At 70.8% G+C, this 20989-nt stretch carries 16 protein-coding genes; 9 read left to right on the forward strand and 7 right to left on the reverse strand.

Going from position 1 to position 20989, the window contains the following annotated elements:
• Nucleotides 1–13 precede the first annotated feature (13 nt).
• Together D7X12_RS44490 and D7X12_RS23325 are read right to left on the reverse strand one after the other, a co-directional pair.
• On the reverse strand, nucleotides 14–1099 hold the full coding sequence (locus tag D7X12_RS44490; protein ID WP_244224733.1) for an FHA domain-containing protein: 1086 nt from the start codon (nucleotides 1097–1099) through the stop codon (nucleotides 14–16).
• A 39-nt stretch (nucleotides 1100–1138) separates the two neighbouring features.
• Nucleotides 1139–1546: a hypothetical protein gene (locus D7X12_RS23325; RefSeq protein WP_120627502.1), complete on the reverse strand. Its 408-nt coding sequence runs from the start codon at nucleotides 1544–1546 to the stop codon at nucleotides 1139–1141.
• Between the two features lie 233 nt (nucleotides 1547–1779).
• Here D7X12_RS23325 and D7X12_RS23330 point away from each other — a divergent pair, with 233 nt between their 5' ends.
• The 6 genes from D7X12_RS23330 to D7X12_RS23355 all read left to right on the forward strand — a co-directional run bounded on the left by D7X12_RS23330 (nucleotide 1780) and on the right by D7X12_RS23355 (nucleotide 13544).
• On the forward strand, nucleotides 1780–4134 hold the full coding sequence (locus D7X12_RS23330) for an MtsA protein (protein ID WP_120627490.1): 2355 nt from the start codon (nucleotides 1780–1782) through the stop codon (nucleotides 4132–4134).
• Between the two features lie 110 nt (nucleotides 4135–4244).
• Nucleotides 4245–5906: a calcium-binding protein gene (locus D7X12_RS23335; protein ID WP_120627491.1), complete on the forward strand. Its 1662-nt coding sequence runs from the start codon at nucleotides 4245–4247 to the stop codon at nucleotides 5904–5906.
• A 169-nt stretch (nucleotides 5907–6075) separates the two neighbouring features.
• Nucleotides 6076–7398: a cell-cell cohesion MYXO-CTERM protein MtsC gene (gene mtsC / locus D7X12_RS23340; RefSeq protein WP_120627492.1), complete on the forward strand. Its 1323-nt coding sequence runs from the start codon at nucleotides 6076–6078 to the stop codon at nucleotides 7396–7398.
• Between the two features lie 41 nt (nucleotides 7399–7439).
• Nucleotides 7440–9425, forward strand: a complete 1986-nt coding sequence (gene mtsD, locus D7X12_RS23345) for a cell-cell cohesion protein MtsD (protein ID WP_120627493.1) — start codon at nucleotides 7440–7442, stop codon at nucleotides 9423–9425.
• A complete protein-coding gene (locus D7X12_RS23350; RefSeq protein WP_120627503.1) occupies nucleotides 9422–11209 on the forward strand; it encodes a vWA domain-containing protein in 1788 nt (595 codons plus the stop codon). Before mtsD ends, D7X12_RS23350 begins: the two co-directional genes overlap by 4 nt.
• A 25-nt stretch (nucleotides 11210–11234) precedes the next feature.
• Nucleotides 11235–13544 carry a hypothetical protein gene (locus tag D7X12_RS23355; protein WP_120627494.1) on the forward strand — a complete coding sequence of 770 codons (2310 nt, stop codon included), beginning with the start codon at nucleotides 11235–11237 and terminating at the stop codon, nucleotides 13542–13544.
• 61 nt (nucleotides 13545–13605) lie between these two features.
• Here the strand turns inward: D7X12_RS23355 and D7X12_RS23360 are convergent, their stop codons facing one another.
• A complete protein-coding gene (locus D7X12_RS23360) occupies nucleotides 13606–14043 on the reverse strand; it encodes a hypothetical protein (RefSeq protein WP_208719239.1) in 438 nt (145 codons plus the stop codon).
• Between D7X12_RS23360 and D7X12_RS23365 the strand changes: the two genes are divergently transcribed.
• Nucleotides 14042–14572 carry a hypothetical protein gene (locus D7X12_RS23365; protein ID WP_244224734.1) on the forward strand — a complete coding sequence of 177 codons (531 nt, stop codon included), beginning with the start codon at nucleotides 14042–14044 and terminating at the stop codon, nucleotides 14570–14572. The two genes, D7X12_RS23360 and D7X12_RS23365, sit on opposite strands and share 2 nt — an antisense overlap.
• A 22-nt stretch (nucleotides 14573–14594) precedes the next feature.
• On the opposite strand, the gene D7X12_RS23370 is transcribed toward D7X12_RS23365, so the two are convergent.
• Together D7X12_RS23370 and D7X12_RS23375 are read right to left on the reverse strand one after the other, a co-directional pair.
• Complete coding sequence (locus tag D7X12_RS23370; protein WP_120627496.1) at nucleotides 14595–16247, reverse strand: GMC family oxidoreductase; 1653 nt, start codon at nucleotides 16245–16247, stop codon at nucleotides 14595–14597.
• Nucleotides 16244–16894 carry a gluconate 2-dehydrogenase subunit 3 family protein gene (locus D7X12_RS23375; RefSeq protein ID WP_120627497.1) on the reverse strand — a complete coding sequence of 217 codons (651 nt, stop codon included), beginning with the start codon at nucleotides 16892–16894 and terminating at the stop codon, nucleotides 16244–16246. The genes D7X12_RS23370 and D7X12_RS23375 overlap by 4 nt, the downstream gene beginning before the upstream one ends.
• A gap of 82 nt (nucleotides 16895–16976) precedes the next feature.
• On the opposite strand from D7X12_RS23375, the gene D7X12_RS23380 reads away from it, so the two are divergent.
• Nucleotides 16977–18305, forward strand: coding sequence for a hypothetical protein (locus tag D7X12_RS23380; protein ID WP_120627498.1), 1329 nt, complete (start codon nucleotides 16977–16979; stop codon nucleotides 18303–18305).
• A 5-nt stretch (nucleotides 18306–18310) separates the two neighbouring features.
• On the forward strand, nucleotides 18311–18853 hold the full coding sequence (locus D7X12_RS23385; protein WP_244224735.1) for a hypothetical protein: 543 nt from the start codon (nucleotides 18311–18313) through the stop codon (nucleotides 18851–18853).
• 77 nt (nucleotides 18854–18930) lie between these two features.
• Here the strand turns inward: D7X12_RS23385 and D7X12_RS23390 are convergent, their stop codons facing one another.
• Entirely contained in the window at nucleotides 18931–19575 is a 645-nt protein-coding gene (locus tag D7X12_RS23390) for a DUF3332 domain-containing protein (protein WP_120627500.1), read from the reverse strand.
• 56 nt (nucleotides 19576–19631) lie between these two features.
• Nucleotides 19632–20989 (reverse strand): sigma 54-interacting transcriptional regulator (locus tag D7X12_RS23395; protein WP_244224736.1); only part of this gene is annotated, 1358 nt, incomplete at its 5' end.

The following is a 20989-nucleotide window of genomic DNA, read 5'->3' on the forward strand; positions in this document are numbered from 1 at the left end:
GAGGGCATACGAGCTAGGCTCCGGTCTCGTGGGCTCGGAGATGTGTATAGGAGACAGGGGGCGGGGTGCGCTTCGCGGGCGCGGGCAGCGCGACCGCGGCCTGCTGCGCGTGTCCCGCCTGCCCGTGGGTCGCGTGCTGCGCCACCGCGGCCTGGGGGGACTGCGCCTGCTGCCGTGCGTGAGCGGCCTGCTGGGCCTGTGCGGCCTGCGCCTGCTGCTGCGCGACCGCGGCTTGCTTGGCCTGTGCGGCCTGCGCGGCCTGCTGCTGTGCGTACGCAGCCTGCTGGGCCTGTTGCGCCTGTGCAGCCTGCTGCTGCGCGTAAGCGGCTTGCTGGGCCTGCGCGGCCTGCTGCTGCGCGTAAGCGGCCTGCTGAGCCTGTGCGGCCTGCTGCTGCGCGTAAGCGGCCTGCTGCGCCTGCTGCTGCGCGTAAGCGGCCTGCTGAGCCTGCGCGGCCTGCTGCGCCTGCGCGGCTTGCTGCTGCGCGTAAGCGGCCTGCTGCGCCTGCTGCTGTGCGTACGCGGCCTGTTGCGCCTGTGCAGCCTGCTGCTGCGCGTAAGCGGCCTGCTGTGCCTGCTGCTGCGCGTTCAAGGCCTGCTGCGGCTGCTGTGCATACGCGGCCTGCTGCGGCGGCTGCGCGTAAGCGGCCTGTGCTCCGTTCGGGGGCGCGAACGCATGCGCGTGCTGCGCTCCATTCCCGGCGTACGGCGGCGCGGCCGGCGGTCCTCCGGCGTTGCCGAAGAGCGCGGCGACCTCGGGAGGCGGCTGCGGCTTGGACTCGACGGGGCGCTGGTTGAGGATCCGCGTCTTCAGGACGAACGGGCCACACAGCACCTCGTCCACGGAGCGGATCTCACAGGCGGTGACCTGGTGTCCGTTGACGAAGACACCGCTGGTGCCTCCGCCCGCGTCCTGGATCGCGGTGCGACCGTTCTGGAAGTACAGCATCGCGTGTCGCGGGGACACGGAGGCGTCGTCCAGACGCAAGTCCGACGACGCATCGGAGCCGAGCGCGTAGGTACCCGGGACGAAGACCTCCGTCCCCACCAGGAGGCCGTCGCGGAGGATGACGACTTGCAGGACGCTGGGCTGGCCGCTCAACGGTGACGCTCCCTTCGAAGGGTGATGGGCGGTACAGCCCTACTGATCGTAGACGGTGGCGAGCGTCTCGGAGCGGAAGCTGTCGCGCTCGCGAAGCATCGACCGCACCTTCAATTCCTTGCGGTCATACAGGTACACGGCGCCAGACTTGTTCGTCTGGCCCTGGATGAGCCGATCGTCGAAGTCGATGCGCGACGGCCCTCGCTGAGGAGGCGCGGACGCCGCCGCGGCTCCGGCTTCACCTGTCACGGGATCCACGACAGGCGTGGCGCCAGCGCTCGATTTCGTCTCGATGCGCGGCGGAGCCTTGCTCGCGCCCTTCTTGGCCTTGGCTGCCTTCGCTCGGGCGGCGCGTCCACGCCCCTGGGCCCAGGCATCATTCGCGGTGGAGAGGGGACCGAAGCCAAGAACGCTGGCGACGGCGAAGACGAAAAGGAAACGTCGCATCATCAACAGGTTAAGCGATGCGTGCCCCAAGCTGTCAACGCACACCCCAGCGCCATGCGTGGATCCATGTCGCGAGGGTGTGGGGGGCAGTCCACCTCATGTGGGGCGGGATCTCCACGCCACCACCCACTTCTTCCCGGCATGGTGGAAAGGTGGCGTGAGATTCCTTCCAGACGGCGCTTCCCCAGCATGCGAGCAGACGTGGTGCGAAGTCATCGCAGGACGGTGGGCGGATGGGGGATGCTCCCGGACCGGAGGCTCGCGCGCGCGTGAAGGGACGGACTCGTTGGGTGGCACTGGGCGCGGGAGCGCTGGGGATCCTGGGCCTCGCGGCCGTCGGAATGAAGCAGCGGGGGGCCCCGCCGCGTCCCCAGGCGCCCCCTGTCGTGGCCCCTGTTCCCGCTGAACCACGGCCCGTCCTCCAGGCCGTGGGGCCCCGGCTGACCAGCAACCAGACCTCGCAGCCGCTCTCGCTCTATGGCGAGGGGCTCGTGCCAGGGCTGCGGCTGGTGCTCGGAGCGCCCTTCACCCGCGAACTGCCGCTCACGGTGGTGGACGCACGCCACGCCTATGCGAGGCTGCCCGCGGACCTCCCCCTGCCGGCGGGGACGTTCCAGGTGGACGTGCAGCTTTCGCTGGCCGCGAGCACGGGCCCCCGGCCCGTGGGCACCACGCGGCTCACCGTCGTCAACGACGCGGCCTTCCCGGACCTCACGTCGCTGGCGCTGGCCCCGGATGGACGCACGCTCTTCGTCGCCTCGCCGCCCACCGACACGGTGTTCGCGCTCGACGTGGAGTCGGGGCGCGTGGAGGCGATGGCGGTGGGGGACGGGCCGTCGGCGCTCGCGACGTGGAAGGACGAGGGCGGCCATCCCTGGCTGGGCGTGGCCCACCAGTCGGACGCCGGGCTCTGGCTGTACGCGCTGGACACGGCGGAGCGGAAGCCTCGCACCGTCCCCGCGCCCCCGGGCGTGTGGGGGCTGGAGGTGGATGGCGCGCGCGGCGTGGCCTACGTGGCCGAGCACGTGCGCGACACGGTGCACGCGCTCTCCCTGGCGGACGGCCGCGAAAAGTGGAGCGCGCCGGTGGATCCGAACCCGCGCGCACTGGCGAGGCTCAAGGGCCTGCTGGCGGTGGGCAGCCTCCAGACGGGGCAGGTGGTGCTGCTGCGGCAGGACGACGGGCGGGAGCTGGCCCCGCTGGTGCCGAAGCCGGGCGTGCCCATCGTCGGAGGGACCACGGAGGCGTTCTCCGCGCAGGTGATGGGCGGCAAGGCGCCGCGCGCGCTGGTGGCGAGCGAGCGGCTGGGGCGCGTCTTCATGGCGAGCCTGGGCCCGAACGTGGGGCCCAACGCCCAGCGCATGGAGGTGAGCGCGAACAGCGGCGTCGCGGTGCTGGACCTGGACCGGCAGGAGGTGGTGCGGCACCGGGGCTTCGGCGCGGGCGTGACGGAAGGGCTCGCGCTGGATGACCGCGCCGGCCTGCTCTACGCCGCGGATATCGGGCTGGGACAGGTGCGGGTGCTGGACGCGAAGGCGCTCGTCGCGGGGGACACGGCCGCGCGCGGGGCGGTGCTCCAGACGCTGCCCATCCCTCCGCCCGAGGACACGCCGCGGATCCGCCCCCAGGAGGACCTGGGGACGAAGGGCAGGGCAGGGGACGAACTGCACTCCGGGCCGCGCTCGCTGGCGCTGTCCCCGGACGGACGCACGCTCTATGTGCTCAACCGCTTCACGGGCACGGTGGCGGTGGTGGACGTGCGCGAGGCGCGGACGGGCAAGGCGCGGCTCTTGCGCCAGTGGCCGGTGGTGGACGTGCGCTCGCGCGAGCAGCGCCGGCTGGGCCAGGTCCTCTACTTCTCCGACGTGGGCCGCACGGGCATGAGCTGCGATGCGTGCCACCTGGAGGGGCACACCGGCGGCGTCTTCTTCGAGAAGACGCGCCCCATGCGCATCTACCGCTCCACGACGGCGCTGGGCAGCCGGGACACGCCGCCCTACTTCACGCCCGCGAGCACGCGCAGCCTCGCGGAGACGGCGCAGACGGTGGGCGGGCGCAACCGCTACCACAACCCGGATCCGCTCCCGTCGGAGGTGGAGGCCCTGGCCCTCTTCACGGCCCTGCTGCCCACGCCGCCCAACCCCTACCGCGGACAGGACGGAGCGCCGCTGGAGACGGTGGCGCTGCCGGACGGAAGGAGCGGGCACCCCGCGAAGGGCCGGGCGCTGTTCGAGGGCCGGGCCCGGTGCGCGACCTGCCACCCCACGCCCCTCTTCACGCTGGATCAGGACCCCTCGACCCGGGGGCAGTACCAGGACGTGGGCACGCCGGTGGCGCTGCCGCTGCGCCTGGAGCAGCAGCACCGGGTGACGGGCGCGGCGCCGCCCTCATTGGTTGGAACCTGGGACGTGTGGCCGCTGCTCACGAGCGCCACCGCGGGCTACGCGGTGCAGGAGGACCGGCTCGTGGTGGGCTCCCGCTTCCCGCTGCGCACCCTGCTGGAGACCCCGGGCCTGAAGCACGGCGACGCGCTGGCGCTCACGCCGGAGGAGCGTGACGACCTGGTCGCCTACCTGCTCACGCTGTGAGGAGAATCCGCGCCCGAACGAAATGTCGGTCCTGGTTGCGCGTCTTCGCGCGGCCTCATTCCTCGGGTCGCTTGCGTCGGATGGGGTGGCTGGGGTCTACAATCGGACGAATGCGTTCCTCCCCCCGGGTCGCCTGGCGCTTCGCCCCCGCTTTGTTGCCAGCCTTGTTGCCAGCCCTGTTGCTGTCGTGCTCCGACGCGGGCCTGTACGCGCTCGACCGTCGCGCGGGCGGCTCCCGGGACCGCGCCAGCTTCGAGGGAGACGTCTGCGTCCCCGAGGCCACCGGCGACGCGTTCCCCGTGAAGGTCATCTTCGCCCTCCAGGGCGGCACCGGCGTGGAGACGGAGCTGGTGGGCTACGCGATAGACGGGCTCACGACGCTCACCTCGCGCTTCACCGGCCCGCAGACGCGCTTCGGGCTCGTGGCCTTCCACTCGGTGGCCACCGGCCTGCAGGGCAGCTTCACCGACGCGGCCACCTTCCAGGCCGTGCTGCCGCGCTACGCCAGCTACCAGCAGCAGGGCCCCATCAGCATCCGCGCCGCGCTGCGGCTGGCCAAGAGCCTGATGTCCGGCGACATGCAGTCCTCCTGCCGGGGCGAGGTCGCGCGCACGCGCTACATCGTGGTGCCCGTCATCCGCAGCTCGGATGTGAGCTGCGACAACCCGGCGTTCAACATCGGCATCGACAGTCGCTGCACCGCGCTGTCCCAGGCGTCCGCCTGCGGCGCGAGCCCGGAGGCCCAGGCCAGCTGCAACGCCGCGTGCAGCCAGTGCGAGTTGACCGCCGTGGTGGGGGAGCTCAAGGCGCTCGCGGAGCAGTTCGGCGCGGGCGAGGTCAGCATCCAGCCCGTCTACGTGCGCGGCGCCACGCCGGACCCCGTCACCCGCCTCCAGGTGGCCGCCATCGCCAACGCGGGAGGCAGCGAGCCGGTGGAGACCGACATCCCCGGCCTGCCCAACGCGCTCGCGCGGCTGGACTACGGCTCGCTCGACAACGCGCTCAAGCTCAAGCGCTTCGTCGCCTTCAACCGCAACGTCCAGGTGCGCGACGGCCAGATGCTGGCCGACAGCGACGGTGACGGCATCGGTGACGAGGACGAGCGCGCGCTCCTCCTGGACCCCGTCGTCCCCGACACCGACCAGGACGGCCTCATGGACGGCGTCGAGCTGCGCATGGGCCTGGACCCCCTCGTCGCGGACGTCATCAACGGCTGCAGCGTGGTGCAGGACACCGACGGCGACCGCCTCAACGACTGCGAGGAGCGCGTGCTCGGCACCGACGCCTGCGTGGGCGACACCGACGGTGACGGCCTGCCGGACCTCGTGGAGGCCCTGTCCCAGACCAACGCGCTCGTCCCGGAGGACCTGCTCGACAGCGACCGCGACGGCCTCACCAACGTCGCCGAGGTCGAAGCCCACGGCGACCCGCTGAGCGCCGACCGCGACTTCCACCGCGAGCGCGGGTACGGCTACTCCGTCGTCCCGCTGCCCATCGCCGACAGCAGCGACCGCGCCTGCTACCGCACCCGCGTGGAGAACGTCTCGCTGGTCCCCACCCTGGAGCGGCCCCACCCGTTCATCCCCGGCGAGTTCATCCCCGAGGGCACCAACGAGGTCTACCTCTACCTCCAGGTGGGCCGGGACAATGATCCGCGCGGCGCGGGCGTCGGGTCGCTCTTCATCCAGGAAATCCAGTACAGCCCCGACACCGGCCGCAACCCCACCGGCATCGTTCCCCTCAGCTCCGACGACTTCATCATCGGGACCTGAGTTCCGGTCCGGCGTGGGGTTTTCCCCACACTCTCAATGGGGTGTGCCCCCCACATCCAGCCTGTAGCACTCTCTCACGAGCTTGCAACCCCTTGAAACTCCTGGCATCCGGAGCAGCCAAGCAGACGGATCGCCTCTTGCTAGGAGAGGGGTTGTGAAAGGAGTCACCATGATTATCGCTCGCATTGCCCCCGCGCTGGCTCTCGGCGCCTACCTGATGCTGTCCCCCAGCACCGCGCAGGCCCAGGATCAGAACCCGGACAACCCGGAGTGCCTCGGAGATGAGTGCGGTCGCCCCAAGGAAGTCGGAGGCGGCTGTGGCTGTGGTTGTGGTTGTTCCGTGTGGGTGGCCTACACCGACGACGGCAAGACGCTGTCGTACACGGACGACGCGGACGGCGACGGCAAGGCGGACGACAAGGACAACTGCCCGTTCTCGTCCAACCGCGACCAGACGGACGGCGACGGCGACCTCGCGGGCGACTCCTGCGACAACTGCTCGGCGGTCTCCAATGCCACGCAGCTGGACACCGACGGCGACGGCAAGGGTGACTCCTGCGACGACGACGACGACAACGACGGCCCGGCGGACGGCGTGGACAACTGCCCCTCCGTGCCCAACGCGAGCCAGGCCGACCAGGACAAGGATGGCCTCGGCGACGTCTGTGACGCCGACGACGACAACGACGGCCGTGCGGACGGCGAGGACAACTGCCCGCTCGTGAGCAACCCGGATCAGGTGCTGCCCGGTGACGTCACCCTGTGCCGCGTGGACGCGGACGGCGACAACGTCTCCGACAACCTGGACAACTGCCCGGGCCTGTCCAACACGGACCAGAAGGACACGGACGCGGACGCCATCGGCGACAAGTGCGACGTGGACGACGACAACGACTCCGTGCTCGACGCGCAGGACAACTGCTCCGCCATCGCCAACCGCGACCAGGCGAACGACGACGGTGACGAGTTCGGCGACGTGTGCGACGCCCGCTACTGCGTCGTCCTCAACAAGGACGACCCCACGGACTGCCTGGACCCGAAGGCGCCCTTCACCGTGGGCACCGGCGGCGTGCTGAACGTGGAGAAGACGGGCCTCGCGGTGCGTCCGCCGCTGTTCGCCAACCGCAACGGCGCGGCCATCGAGTACACCTGGACGGTCGTGAAGCGTCCCTCGGGCTCCACCGCGGTGGTGGAGAACCCCAAGGGCGCCGTCACCTACAGCCGCCACTGGGAGTACCAGTACGTGGACGGCAGCGTGCCCAACTTCCAGCCGGACGAGGAAGGTGAGTACGAGCTGCAGGTGTCCACGCGCCTGGCCTTCGCGGACCGCGTGTTCCCCGACCGCCGCGCCTCCGTGTCCAGCCTGTTCCTGAAGGTGGGCAATCAGGATGAGGCGGGCAGTGGCTGCACGTCCCTGCCCGCGGGTGGCAGCGCCGCGGCCCTGGGTGCTGGCGTGCTCGGCCTGCTGCTGCGCCGTCGCCGGAAGGCGTAGGCTGTCGTCCCCCCCCAGTCGTGCCCGGAGGTCCGCATCGCATGCGCCGTCAGCTCGTGGTTCCGTTTCTTGCGACCGGCCTCCTGGCCCTGGGTGTGCTGTCCTGTTCCGACTCGCTCCTGGAGCCTCGCGCCCAGGAGCAGTCCCAGCTGGATGACCGGCTGACGCTCACCGGCCGGGTGTGTACGCGCCCGGCCAACCCCACCGGCTTCCCGGTGAAGGTGGTGCTCGTCGTCGACGAGTCCGGCAGCATGTGCGTGTCGGATCCTCCGGGCTCGCAGGAGGGCAGTGGCTTCTGCGAGCGCGCCGAGGTGCAGGCCATCATCCCGCCCGGCGTCACCGAGCCCGCGCGCGTGCGCGCCCTGAAGAACCTGGTGGCGGGCTTCAAGCGCATCAACGACCGCGGCCAGGGCAACATCAGCATCGCCATTGCCCCGTTCGAAACGAACGTGAAGAACACGTGGCCTCCGGCCGCCACGGGCGACCGCTTCGCGCGCCCCGGCGACATCAACGGCTACATCGAAGGGCTCCAGTCGCAGCTGGGCAAGGGCACGGACTACCAGGGCGCGCTCAGCTACGCGTACAGCATCATCGCGAGCGACATCGCGGCGGTGTCCCAGGCCACGCCGGAGCTGCTGCCGCGCACGCGCTACGTCGTCGTGTTCCTCACCGACGGCACGCCGTACCCGCGCTGCTCCGCCAACGACGCCCTGTCCGTCTACGCGGGGCCGGACAGCCCGGACCTCACCTGGCGCGACTCCATCTCCAGCTTCTGCAACGCCACCAGCACCACCGACGCCATCACCGGCTTCGAGGTGGGCACCGACCGCAACCAGAACTACCAGCTCTTCAGCTACGTGCGCCGGCTGATGGAGCTGAAGACGCAGTACAACGTGGGCGACGTGCGCATGCACACGGTGCTGCTCTTCAACGAGGAGGCGGTGCGCGCCTGCGGCCCCCTGTGCCAGGACATCTACGGCACCTACCCGGGCGTCCCGGAGGCGCAGTACCCGGCGGCGGCGAAGAAGATCGCCTCGTACCTGCTCCGGCGCTTCGCGGAGATGGGCAACGGCGTGTACCAGGAGTTCAGCAACACGGCGGAGATCTCCGAACTGGGGCTGGGCGCGCTGGACTACTCGTCGTTCGCGTCCCCCAACGTGATGAAGACGCTGGTGGTGGAGCCGCTCAGCTCCGCGCCAGGGGATGACAGCCGCGTGCTGGACAGCGACGGCGACGGCGTCCCGGATGAGCTGGACAACAGCTTCCAGCTGAAGACGAACCCCTTCACCACCGACAGCGACACGGACTGTCTGAGCGACGGCTTCGAGTACCGGCGCCAGGACCAGGGCTTCCGGCCGGGCAATGACCTGGACGCGCGCGGCTGCGACCCCAAGTCCCCGCTGACGCCCGCGTGCGTGTGCCGCGACACGGACGGCGACGGGCTGTCGCAGTTCGCGGAGGCGTACCTCAAGACGCGCGCGGGCATCGTGGACAGCGACGGTGACGGCGCGCCGGACGGCCTGGAGTCCAAGTACGGCCTCAACCCGCTGCAGTCGAGCGTGGCGGGCCTGGACACGGACGGCGACGGCGTCCCGGACGACGTGGAGCTGAAGGCCGGCAGCGACCCCACCCGGCGCGACCGCCCCTTCCACGACAAGTACGGCATCCAGTACGAGGTGAAGAAGGTGGAGGACACCAACGACACGGACGGCGTCTGCTACGACTTCACCGTGTCCAACCTCCAGATGGTGACGCCGCCGGACCGCTCGGGCGTGAAGCAGGGCTACAACCTGTTCAAGGTGTGGTTCGCGGAGGCGCCGGAGAGCGGCGTCGCGACGGACTACGGCGTCTGGCGCACGGCCTGTGCCTGGGCGCAGTACGCGCCGCCCAGCGTGCGCGTGCCGCTGGGGCCGGACCTGGCGATGGAAGACGGGGACTTCAAGCGTCCGGATCTGCTCGCGGACCCCTGGAGGACCCAGCGGGAGTGCGTCGGCGTGTCGCCGACGGATGGGAGCGCTGCGCCGTGAGCCGCACCGGACGTCTGTGGGGGCTGGCCCTGGTGGGGCTGGCCGTGGTGGTCGCCTGCACCGATTCGTACCTCTACGACCCGCGCCGGGACACGGACGTCCCGGCGGACCGGGCGGTGGCGCTGGACGGGCGCTTCTGCACGCTGGGCGCCAATGAAGTGCGCCGGCCCATCAAGATCATCGTGGCCATGGACGCCAGCCAGTCCATGCGCGTGAGCGACCCGGACGGCTCGCGCGCCACCGCGCTGGTGGAGCTCATCGAGAGCCTCCCCCAGGACGACGAGGTGTCCATCGCGGTGATGCTGTTCGCCGGCAGCACCACGGCGTTCTTCACCCAGAACCCGGGGCCGCCGCCGGAGGACGGCTTCGTGCAGCTGTCGCTGCTGGATGCGACCGCGCGCGCGAAGCTCACCGAACAGCTGCTCACCTTCCGCAACACGGACACCTCTCCGAACCGGGACTCGACGGACTTCGTCAAGCCGCTGTCGGACATCTACGCGCTCATCAACACGGACATCGCGCGGGCGCGGCTGCAGCCCAACGGCAACGAGGCGCTGGCGCAGGCGCGCTACTCGGTCATCTTCCTGTCGGACGGCAAGCCCACGAACAACCAGGACGACGAGCTCATCCGGGGCGACGCGGTGGTGCGCATCCGCCAGCTGCGCGACCTGGTGGAGGACGTGCGCTTCAACACCGTGCACGTCTTCAACCCCACGCAGCCGGTGCCCTCGGTGTGCGACCTGGTGTCGGAGGACGGCGGCTTCGGGGACGGCGGCTGCCCGCTGCTCATCATCAACCAGAACGCGGACCGCCTGGACAAGATGGCGGGGTTGGGCGGCGGCAACTTCCGCGACTTCCGCAACAACGAGCCCATCAACTTCCTCAACTTCCAGTTCGGCCAGGTGCGCCGCGCCTTCGTCGTGAAGGAGGTCGTGGCCTCCAACTTCTCCGCGCCCACCGGCAGCCCGCTGGGCGAGGCGGACACCGACGGCGACGGGCTCACCGACGCGCGCGAGGCGGAGCTGGGCACGAACCCCAACCTGCGCGACACCGACACCGACGGCTTCAGCGACGGCGTGGAGGTCTACTTCCGCGACCGCGGCGTGCAGTTCGACCCGAACCAGCGCCCGCTGCCGGACGGCGGCGGCCTGGACAAGGGCTGCCCGCCCGCGCTGCGCGGCTCGGACCTGGACTGCGACGGCCTGCTGGACTGCGACGAGCAGTTCATCGGCACCAACGCCACGCTGCAGGACAGCGACAGCGACGGCGTGCCGGACGGCATGGAGTGGCGCGGCGGCACCCAGGGCGCGAGCAACGACCTGGATGAAGACCCCGACACCGACGGGCTGACCAACCGCAGCGAGGCGCGCATGCACACGCGGCCGCTGGAAGTGGACACCGCGAACCTGGCCGCGGACGCGTACCGCTACAGCCTGGAGGCGGACGGCACCGTGGATGCGGACGGCCGCCAGTGCTACCGCTTCCGCGTGGACAACGTGCTGCTCGCGCCCACGCTGCCCCTCATCGCGGATGGCGGCGTGGACGGCGGCGTGGACGCCGGCACGGTGCAGCGCGGCGCGGGCTACAACGACATCTACCTCTCCGTGTCCATGCTGCCCGCGGATGACACCTCCGCGCGCACGCTGGTGCGCACCTTCCGCGTGGACTCCGTGCGCTACCCGGTGGGCGGCATCAAGTCGCCCCCGGATGGCATCATCCGCGTGAACCCCGAGGACTTCGTGGACGGCTGCCCCGGCGTCCCGACCCTCGCGCCCGCCCCCTGAACTCCTGAAGCCTCCCGAGTCCCCCATGCGCCTTCGCACCCGACTGCTCCCGCTCGCGCTCCTCCTCCTGGCCGCCTGTTCCTCGGAGGGAGACGACCCGCCGGATGCCGGCACGGTCGTCGTGGAGGATTTGTGCAACAGCCGCGACGAAGCCCTGACGAACGCCGACTGCGAGCTGAAGCCCGGCGTCGCGGTGGAGCGCTTCCTGGCCCTCTCCGGTGACGTGAAGGCGGGGGACGAGGACTGGTACAGCATCCGCGTCCCCGCCAACGCCAACGCGCGCACGCTGGTGCACGTGACGGGCGCGTACCTGTCCGCCAGCACGCCGGTGAACCTGTCCGTCACCGTGTACGAGCGCGACAAGAACACCGCGCTGGTGGGGAAGTCGGATCAGCACGGCTCCGGCGCGCCGAAGCCGCTCGACATCGTGCTGCCGTACGGCACCCCGGACACGCAGCTCGTCGTCGTCGTGCGCGACGCGCCGACGAACCCAGCGCGCCCCGCGTTCGACGCGCGCAACCCCTACCGGCTGATGGTGGAGCTGTTGGAGAACCCGGACACCAACGAGCCCAACGACGTGACGCCCACGCCCATCGCGCTCGCCGCGCAGGGCGCGGTGCAGGTGGGCACCGGGAAGGGCTACCTCGCCACGGACAACGACGTGGACCGCTTCAGCTTCCCGCTGACGGCGGGGAAGATCGCCTACGTGAAGGTCACCGCGCCGGACCAGGGCTTCGTGCCCAACTTCCGCCTGTCCTACGAACTGCTGCGGCCCAACGGTACGGAGAAGGAGTCGGAGGGCAACGTGCTGCCCAAGGTGCACCCGGGCGTGCTGGCCACCGCGCGCAAGGTGAAGGTGGCGGGGACGTGGACGCTGGTGGTGAAGGGCTACCGCCCGGCCAACGACCCCGTGCCCGCGGGTGACCTGCGCCAGCCCTACGAGGTGGAGGTGCGCGTCCTGGACGAGGCGGATCCGCAGGATCAGTCCGGGGACAACGACACCTACGCCAAGGCGGTCTCGCAGGACTTCGCGGGGGCTCCGGGCACGTCCAAGTCGTTCACCGGCCGGCTGGGCTACGTGTCGGACCGCGACTGGTTCACCGCGCGCGTGCCCGTGTTCGGCGAGCCCAGCGTGCTGCGCTACCGGCTGGTGCCGCTGGGCACCGGGGGCCGCTTCGAGCCGCTGCCCCTACCGCTGGGGCAGCTGGCGGACCGGCAGGTGCTGGTCTTCACCACCGTCAGCACGTCCACCACCGCCGAACAGCGCGCTGCCTGCTCCAGCAGCCCCGCCGTGTGCCCCCGCGACGCGCGCGAGCACCCCGACGCGCCGTCCCTGGTGCAGACCTACTGCAACAGCGCGGAGGCGGTGCTGTGCATCCAGTCCATCCGCGAGGAGGGCGACCCGGCGCGCTTCCCCGGCCTGAGCAATTTCCAGGGCGCGCTGCAGGTGCCGCCGCACACCGCGGCGCTGACGTACCACTTCGTGGTGCAGGACGACGGCACCAACTGGGCGGATGACCGCGACTACCGGCTGGAGGTGAGCTGGGAGGAGGACGACACGGAGGAGGTCACCACCTACGGCGGGGCTCCCACGGAGCCGGCGCGCACCCGGGTGCTCAACGGCGTGGGCGCGGGCAACCTGCCCACGGGCAACGCCAACTTCGAGTCCAAGGGCCAGCTGTCCCACGGCCACGGCCGGCTGCGCGGCAATGATCGCGCCACGGGCCTGGGCGTGCGCGGCCCCACGGACTACGACGCGGTGCCGTCCGACACGGACACGTACGCGTACACGCTCCCCAGCCGGACCGCGCCGGAGGACGCCGCGTGGCTGGTGCAGTGGGAGGTGGACAACCTGCCCGACGGCGGCACCCCGCATGGGCTGGCGCTGGACCTGACCTTCTGCGACGGCAGCCCCACGGATGGCGGAAGCACCTGCACGCCGGTGTCCACCACCAGCACCGGCGGGGCGCTGACGCTGGCGTACAGCGCGTCGGTGATGCGCGCGTGGCACACCACCGCGAGCACGCCCCTGAGCAGCTACCAGGCGCTGTACCAGTTGGAGAAGACGGCCAGCACCACGCGCGTCACGGTGGCCCCGTACGCGTGCGCCTGCCTGGAGCGGCGCTTCATCAAGGGCGGCACGCTCAAGGTGGCGGTGAGTGCCACCGAGCGCAGCGACTACGGCCGGGTGGGCTACACGCTGCGCACCGGCTGGGGCGACTACCCGCGCGGCTTCACGGCGCCGGATGGTGGCAGCCCCACCCAGTGCCCCGCGCCCGTCGCGCAGGCGGACGGCGGCAGCGGGTTCACGGGCGGCTGCCAGTTCACCCAGTAGCGGGCCTGAAGCGGGCGGCGGGGCTTGAGCGCTCCGCCGCCTTCCTGCAATCCCGCGACGACTACGGCGCGATGCCCTTGCCCTTGAGCGTGAGCTCGCGCGTGTCACCGTTGGCGGCGTTGGACTTGATGGTGAGCTTGCCCTCGAACTCCCGGGCGGCGTTGGGCTTGAAGGCGACCTCGATGAAGGTGCGCGCGTAGGTCTCCAGCTTCATGGGGCCCGTCTCCGGCCAGCCTTCCGGACGCTTCATGGTGAAGACGGTGGGGCCGGTGAGGGTGATTTCACTGAGCTCCAGCGTCTGGATGCCGCGGTTCTCGATGTAGAGGGTGTTGAAGGTCGTCGCTCCGACGTAGGTGCCGGCGGCGAACTCGGTGTCGAAGAGCAGTTCGGTGCGGTCGACGAGCAGCTGGGGCGTCTCCGGCAACTCCTCCACCCCCTCGTCTCCGCAGCCCGTGAGGGCGATGATGGTGAGGGGCAGCCAAAGGTTGCGCAGGCGCATGGACATCCACTCCTCGGTGAGGTTGGTAATAATGTCTGGTGTTGTAACACGGAGTGCCCGGCTGTTGATGGGCGCGGTGCTGCTGATGGTGCTGGTCGGTTGCGGCGGCTCGCGCGACGACTTCATCGGTTCGCGCGTGCAGGACGTCTGCAACGCGTCCTGGCCCGTGTGCAACCAGTACGCGGGCTGCATCCTCGGGCCGGAGAGCTACTCCGAAGGCCGCTTCCCCGGCCGCGGACAGCTGCTCGTCCAGGTGAAGGAGGCGTCCACCATCAAGGTGAGCTTCTTCCTGGAAGAGGTGACGGCGGCGGGCGAGGAGACCTCCGTCACCGTGCACGAGGAGGGCTGCCGCGCGCGTCAGCGCCAGGCCTCCACGGGCCGCGCCGCGTTGGACCAGATGGAGAAGTTCGGCGAGTTCACCCGCCAGGTGGACGTCACCGGCGTGGGTGACCACCTGGTGGAGTTCGACTCCGACATGCAGGCGCTCTACGTGGTGAAGGTGGACGTGACGCCGCTGCGCATCCAGTAGTCGCAGCGGCGCGCGCCGTTCATCAACCCTTGAGCGTGCGCACCAGGTGGTCCGCCACGCGGAAGCTGTTGGCCGCGATGGTGAGGGTGGAGGGCACGCTGCCGGCGGTGGGCATGAAGCTGCCGTCCACCACGTAGAGGTTGGGCACTTCGTGGGCGCGGCAGTGCTTGTCCAGCACGGAGCTCGCCGCGTCGTCGCCGAAGCGGCAGGTGCCGTGCTGGAGGATGGTCGTCTCGCCCTGGGTGCCCACGCGCTCCACGTGGTCGGGGTCCAGGCGCAGGAGCACCTCCTCGCCGCGCTCGACAAGGAAGCGCGTGGCGGCGTAGTCCGCCGGGTGGCGCTCCAGCGTGATGGCGGCCACGGGGATGCCGTACTTGTCCTTCACCCCGGGCTCCACCGTGACGGAGGTGCCGGGCGTGGGGAGGAACTCCGCGTAGACCTCGAACTCGAGGATGCGCGAGTCGCGGTACGCGCGCATCCGGTCCTTCAGCTCCTTGCCGAACACGCCCGTCTTGCCCGCGCCCGCCAGCCCCACCGCCGCGAAGATGGGGTTGGGGTGGGACCACATGAAGCCCAGCGTGCCGCCCTTGCGGAAGCCGTGGCGCGCGTCCGGCATCAGGTAGAAGTCCTGGACGCTGCGGTTGACGAAGGGCGCGGGGTCCGTGAGCCACGGCCGCGCCTCCTTCTGCTTGGACGTGCGGAAGATGGCGCGCGAGGCGCCAAAGGAGCTGAAGAGCAGGTTCTTGCCCACGAGCCCGCTGCCGTTGGCGAGCCCCTGGGGGAAGCGGCTGGAGGTGGAGTTGAGCAGGAGGCGCGCGCTCTCCACCGCGGTGGCGGAGACGATGATGATCTTCGCGGGCTGCTCCTGCGTGACGCCGTCCTTGTCCAGGTACACCACGCTCTTCGCGCGGCCCTGGCGGTCCACCTCCACGGAGCGCGCCATGCTGCCGGGGCGCAGCTCCACGTTGCCGGTGGCGAGCGCCGCGGGGATGAGGCTCGCGTTGGTGCCGCTCTTGGCGCCCGTCTCACAGCCGTAGCTGCCGCACAGCGCGCAGTACGCGCACGAGGCCCGGCCCTTGTAGGGCTTGCTGAGGATGCCGCGCGCGGTGGGTGTCGAGTGCCAGCCGAGCGCCGAGCACGCCTTGTCGATTTCGGAGGCGACCGGGTGCACGTCCAGCGGCGGCAGCGGGTAGGGGCCGCTGCGGGGCTCCGCGAAGGGGTGGGGGACGGCCTGGCCGGACACGCCCATCTCCGCCTCGGCCTTGTCGTAGAAGGGCGCCAGCTCCTCGTAGGAGATGGGCCAGTCCGCCACGGTGCTGCCGGGCACGGCGCCCAGCGTGGAGCGCAGGCGGAAGTCCACCGGCTTGAGGCGGTAGAAGTAGCCGCTCATGTGCACGGTGCCGCCGCCCACGCAGTTGGCGGTCCACGCGGTGTTGCTGCGCTCGTAGCGGGCCTTGGCGCCGTGGCGCACCAGGTGCGGCTCCTCCCACGGCAGCGGCATGAAGAAGTTGCGGCGGCTGTTGAGGATCTCGTCGTGGACGAAGTCCTTCGCCTGGTAGTGCCGGCCCTTCTCCAGCACCACGACCTTGAAGCCCGCGCGGCCCAGCTCCAGCGCGAGCGGCGCTCCGCCCGCGCCACTGCCGATGATGCAGACGTCCACCTTGGCGTGGCTCACTTGTGCGCCCCACATTCGCGCAGGCACTTCGGGCCGTCGTAGCCCTCCGGCGGGGCCATGGCGACGGTGCCCACGGTGTCGAAGCCCATGAGCCGCCAGCCCACCCGGCCCTTGTTGCCGCCATAGGACGGGTCGCCCAGGAAGCCCTCCAGGCTGAGCGTCATCAGCAGCTCGAAGAAGTGCGCCTCGCCGCTGCCGGCCGAGCTGTCCTTGAAGATGGCGAGCAGTTCGTCCTGCTGGACGGGCGTGGCCTGGGCGAAGCTCTTCTTGAACATGCTCTGCGCGCGGCGCTCCAGGGCGGACAGGCCCTGGAGGAAGTCGCGGTGCATGGACTCCAGCCCCTGCGTCTCCAGGATGCCGTCGATGTAGAGGGCCACGTCCGCGTCCTGGGCGCCGGGGTCCTCGTCGCGCGGCAGCAGGCGTTCGGTGGCCGCGGCGACGACGGCGTACTCGAAGGCGGAGAAGGTGCGCAGGGGTTGGCCGCTGGCGGTGGTGCCGGAGGGCTCGGCGGGTTTCGCCGCTTCCGGCTCCTTGGAGCGCTTGCAGGCGGCGCCCCCGAGCAGCACCACACCACCGCCGAAGAAGGTGAGTCGCTGGATGAAGGTGCGCCGGGACAACCGGGGGGGAAGCGAACGCGCGCGAGCCATGTCCCCGAGCCTAACCCAAGGCGCGCGGCTGGCGTAGGATGGCGCGCTCAAGCAGCCCGACTCGACCAAGGAGAAGAACCCGATGAAACGGCACGCGTGGCTACTCGGTGCGGCGCTCGCGCTGGGATGTGGCGGCGGCAAGCCGGCCAACCCGGACGCGGGGACGAACCCCCAGACGGATGCGGGCCCGACGGAGACGCCGTACGCCCGGTTGGTGGTGGACACGGGACCGAGCGAGCTGCACTCCATCTCCTCCATCGCCATGGCCGTGGGCCCCGAGGACCGCATCGGCATCGCGTACTTCGTGAAGGTGAACGACAAGGACTTCGAGCTGCGCTACCGCGAGGTGAAGGACGGCGTGGTGCAGCAGACCGCGGAGAAGGTCGCCACCGTGCAGCGCGTGTACGGCGTGTCGCTGGCGTTCTCCTCCACCGGGCAGCCCGCGCTGAGCTACCTGGGCGGTGGCAGCGACCAGTCCATCTTCTGGTTCCAGAGCGACCTGGCGGTGTCGTACCGGAGCGCGAACGGGACGTGGACGGAGAACATCCCGGTGCGGCGCGGCGACGAGGTGCTCGCGGGCAACCCGGTGAGCGACACCGGCTACCTCGTGGGCATCAACCCCGCGCTCACCTTCAGCGGCAGCCAGGCGATCGTCGTCTACCGCGACTGCCACAACGGCCAGAGCCCCCAGCAGGACTGGGCGGGCAGTGACGTGGAGCTGGTCCAGGGCGGCCCCACGACGTGGCAGCGCCGCGTGGTGGCCGCGGGCGGCAATGGCGGCGAGGAGAAGCCCGCGTATGGCGGGCGCCTCCAGATGGTGATGGCGGACGGGCAGCCGGCGCTGGTGTTCGACCAGGCCTTCGGGGCGGCGGATGCTCCGGGGCAGAACGTGTTCTTCCAGCGCCGCAACACGGACGGCACCAGCTGGACGCCGCCCGTGAAGGTGCAGTCGGTGGGCCAGACGATGCTGGGCGCGTCGCTGGCGTATGACGCCACGGTGGGCTTCGGCATCGCGGTGGTGGACCGCAACACCGACAAGCTCACCTTCACGAGCTGCGCCGGCACGTCGGGCACGAAGTGCGCGGCGCCCCAGGACTGGACGCTGCCGGACCCCGTCTACCAGTCGGGCTCCGGAGGCTGGTACCCGTCGCTGGCGTTCGACCCGGCGACGCATGATCCGTCCATCGCGTTCCAGATCTGCTCGCTGGAGGCCGGGCGCAACGAGGGGAGCTGCTCACCGTCGGACGACGCGCTCGTCATCGCCACGCGCGTGGAAGGCCAGTGGCGTGAGACGACGGTGGACTTCGACGGTGGCTGGTCGCCGAAGCTGGCCTTCCTCTCCGACGGCAAGCGCGTGGTGCTCTACCGGTCCGGCGCAACCAAGGCCCTGACGCTGGCGGTGGAGCGGTGAGCCACGTGGGACGCGCCCTGGCGGCGCTGGGACTCGCGGCGGTGGTGTGCGGCGCGGGCGTCATGGGCTGCCGGGGGGACAACGAGCTGTCCGGCAGCGTGTCGGAGCTGTTCCCCATCACCGACGTGTCGCGGGTGGAGGTGCGCCGCAACCCCGAGGCCCTCCAGGTGAGCTACTTCCGCAACAACGGCCTGGACGTGGACCTCATCGCGCGGCTCACCGTGGACACCGAAGGCGTGGACCTGAAGCCGGGCACGAAGGTGCAGCTGGGCGGCACCACGCCCTCCGGCCGCGACCGCGCGTCGGTGGTGCACGTGGCCGCGGGTGAGCCCGCGCGCGCCTTCACGGCGGTGGAGCGCGGCGACCTGGTGCTGGACGAGGGTGGCAACCCCGACGAGCCCACGCGCGGTGACTTCTCCCTGTCGTTCAAGAAGGGCGACGGGTACGGCGCGGGCCGCAGCCTGGAGGGGACGTTCTCCGCCACCGCGCTCGACGCGGGCTTCGGTCCGGACCTGGGCGACGTCGTGCGTCCCGACGCCGGACCCTGAAGCAGGGCCCTGAAACATGAAAGGGGCTTCCGGGCGGACACACGCACCGGAAGCCCCTCGTCGTCAGACAGCAGGAATCAGGGCGTGCAGCTGTTGAGCGCCAGGCCCTGCGAGAGCGAACCCTGGTGCGTGGCGAACTGCGCGAGCGCCGGAGCGCCACCGTCCAGGAAGAGCTGGCGCGCGGTGTCCACCGCGTCCCGGGCGTGCACCGTCACCGTGCCGCCTGCGGCGTCCGTCACCTTCACGGCGCCGTCCGCCTGGCCCTGCGCGCGGATGAGCAGGGCGCCGGCTTCGTCGCGCGCGACCATGCCGTCTTCCAGCGGCTCGAAGTAGCGCACCAGCGGGGCCTGGCCCTCGCGCTGCAACTCCAGACGCATGACGCCGGACTCCACGTCGCGCGTCATCTTCAGCGTGTCGGTGGGGCTGAGCTTCACGATGCGCGTGTGGGAGTCTTCACCCTGCACGCTGCTCACCGGGTTGCTGCCGGTCCAGAACTCGATGCTGTTGACGACGAGTGCGTCCACCAGCGCGCCGATTTCATAGACGGGGACCACGACGAAGACGAGGAACACGAGCCACTGGACGAACTTGTTCCCGGAGATGCCCTTGTTGAACTGCCAGATCTTCTGCGTGAGCTTGAACGAGCCGAAGCAGCCCGTCGCATGCATCATCAGGACACCCGCGCACAGCACACCGAGCCAGCGGGACGGACTCAACTTCATGGAGCCTCCAAGGGGGTAGGGGGACCGCGAAAGCGGCGCCACCATGCCACGGAAGCTCAGTCCGCCTCGCTCTGGACGAGCCCGTACTTGTGCAGCAGGGAATAGAGGTGCTTGCGATCCAACTCCGCCTCGCGCGCGGCGCGGGCGATGTTGCCGCGGGCGCGGCCCAGGAGGCGCGTGAGGTACTCGCGCTCGAAGGCGCGCACCAACTCGTCCTTGCAGACCTTGAACGGCCCGGTGAACTCCACCGGCAGGAAGTCCCCCGCGGGCGTGGGCACGTCGCGGGTGAACTCGCGCAGGAGGTTGTCCCCGGTGAGGCCGGGGATGTCCACCATGTGCCGGGCGCGCTCCAGGGCGTTGCGCAGCTCGCGCACGTTGCCCGGCCAGGTGTGCCCCATGAACTGCTCTTGAATCTTCTCCGGCAGCCGGGGCCAGAGGCCCTCGCCCGCGAAGGCCTCCACGAGCAGCGGGATGTCCTCCTTGCGGTCGCGCAGGGGGGGCAGGCTGACGGTGAAGACGGACAGGCGGAAGTAGAGGTCCTCGCGGAAGCGGCCCGCCTGCGTCTCCGACCAGAGGTCCTTCTTGCTGGCCACGACGATGCGCGCGTCGAAGGAGATGGCGGAGGAGGAGCCCAGGCGGCGGAACTCGCGGTCCTCGATGGCGCGCAGCAGCTTGGGCTGCAGGTCCATGGCGAGGTCGTCGATTTCATCCAGGAACAGCGTGCCGCCGTGCGCGCGCTCCAGGCAGCCGATGCGCTGGGACACCGCGCCGGTGAAGGCGCCCTTCTCGTGGCCGAACAGCTCGCTCTCGATGAGGGAGTCCGACACGCTGGCGCAGTCGAACACGACGAGCGGCCCCGCCGTGCGGGGGCTCAACTTGTGGATGGCCTTGGCGCCCGCGCCCTTGCCGGAGCCCGTCTCACCCACGAGCAGCACGGTGGAGTCCGTGGGGGCGATGCGCTGCAGGAGCGCGAAGATCTGCCGCATGGGCACGCTGCGGCCCACGAGGTCGCCCAGCCGGTCCTCGACGGTGGGCTCCACCTGCACGGGCGCCATCTGGGGGCTGAAGCGCAGGCGCACATCACCCACCTCCAGCAGGGCGCCGGGGCGCAGGTAGGCTTCGCGCACCTGGGCGCCGTCCAGGAAGGTGCCGTTGGTGGAGCCCAGGTCCTGCACGAGGAAGCGGTCCCCCTGGCGGCGCACCACCAGGTGGTTGCGGCTGACGGTGGGGTGGTCGATGACGACGTCGTTGTCGTTCGACTTGCCGACGCGCAGGTCCTCGGTGGCGAGCGGGTAGACGGTGCCCGCGCGCTCGGTGTCCAACAGCACCAGGTGGAAGCGCTGCGCGGACAACGGCTCGCCTTCCGCCCGTGCGGCGACGACGGTGTGCGTGGGAATGGGGGCGGGGGGAACGG

This window comes from Corallococcus sicarius (genome assembly GCF_003611735.1).
Classification (GTDB): Bacteria; Myxococcota; Myxococcia; order Myxococcales; family Myxococcaceae; genus Corallococcus; species Corallococcus sicarius.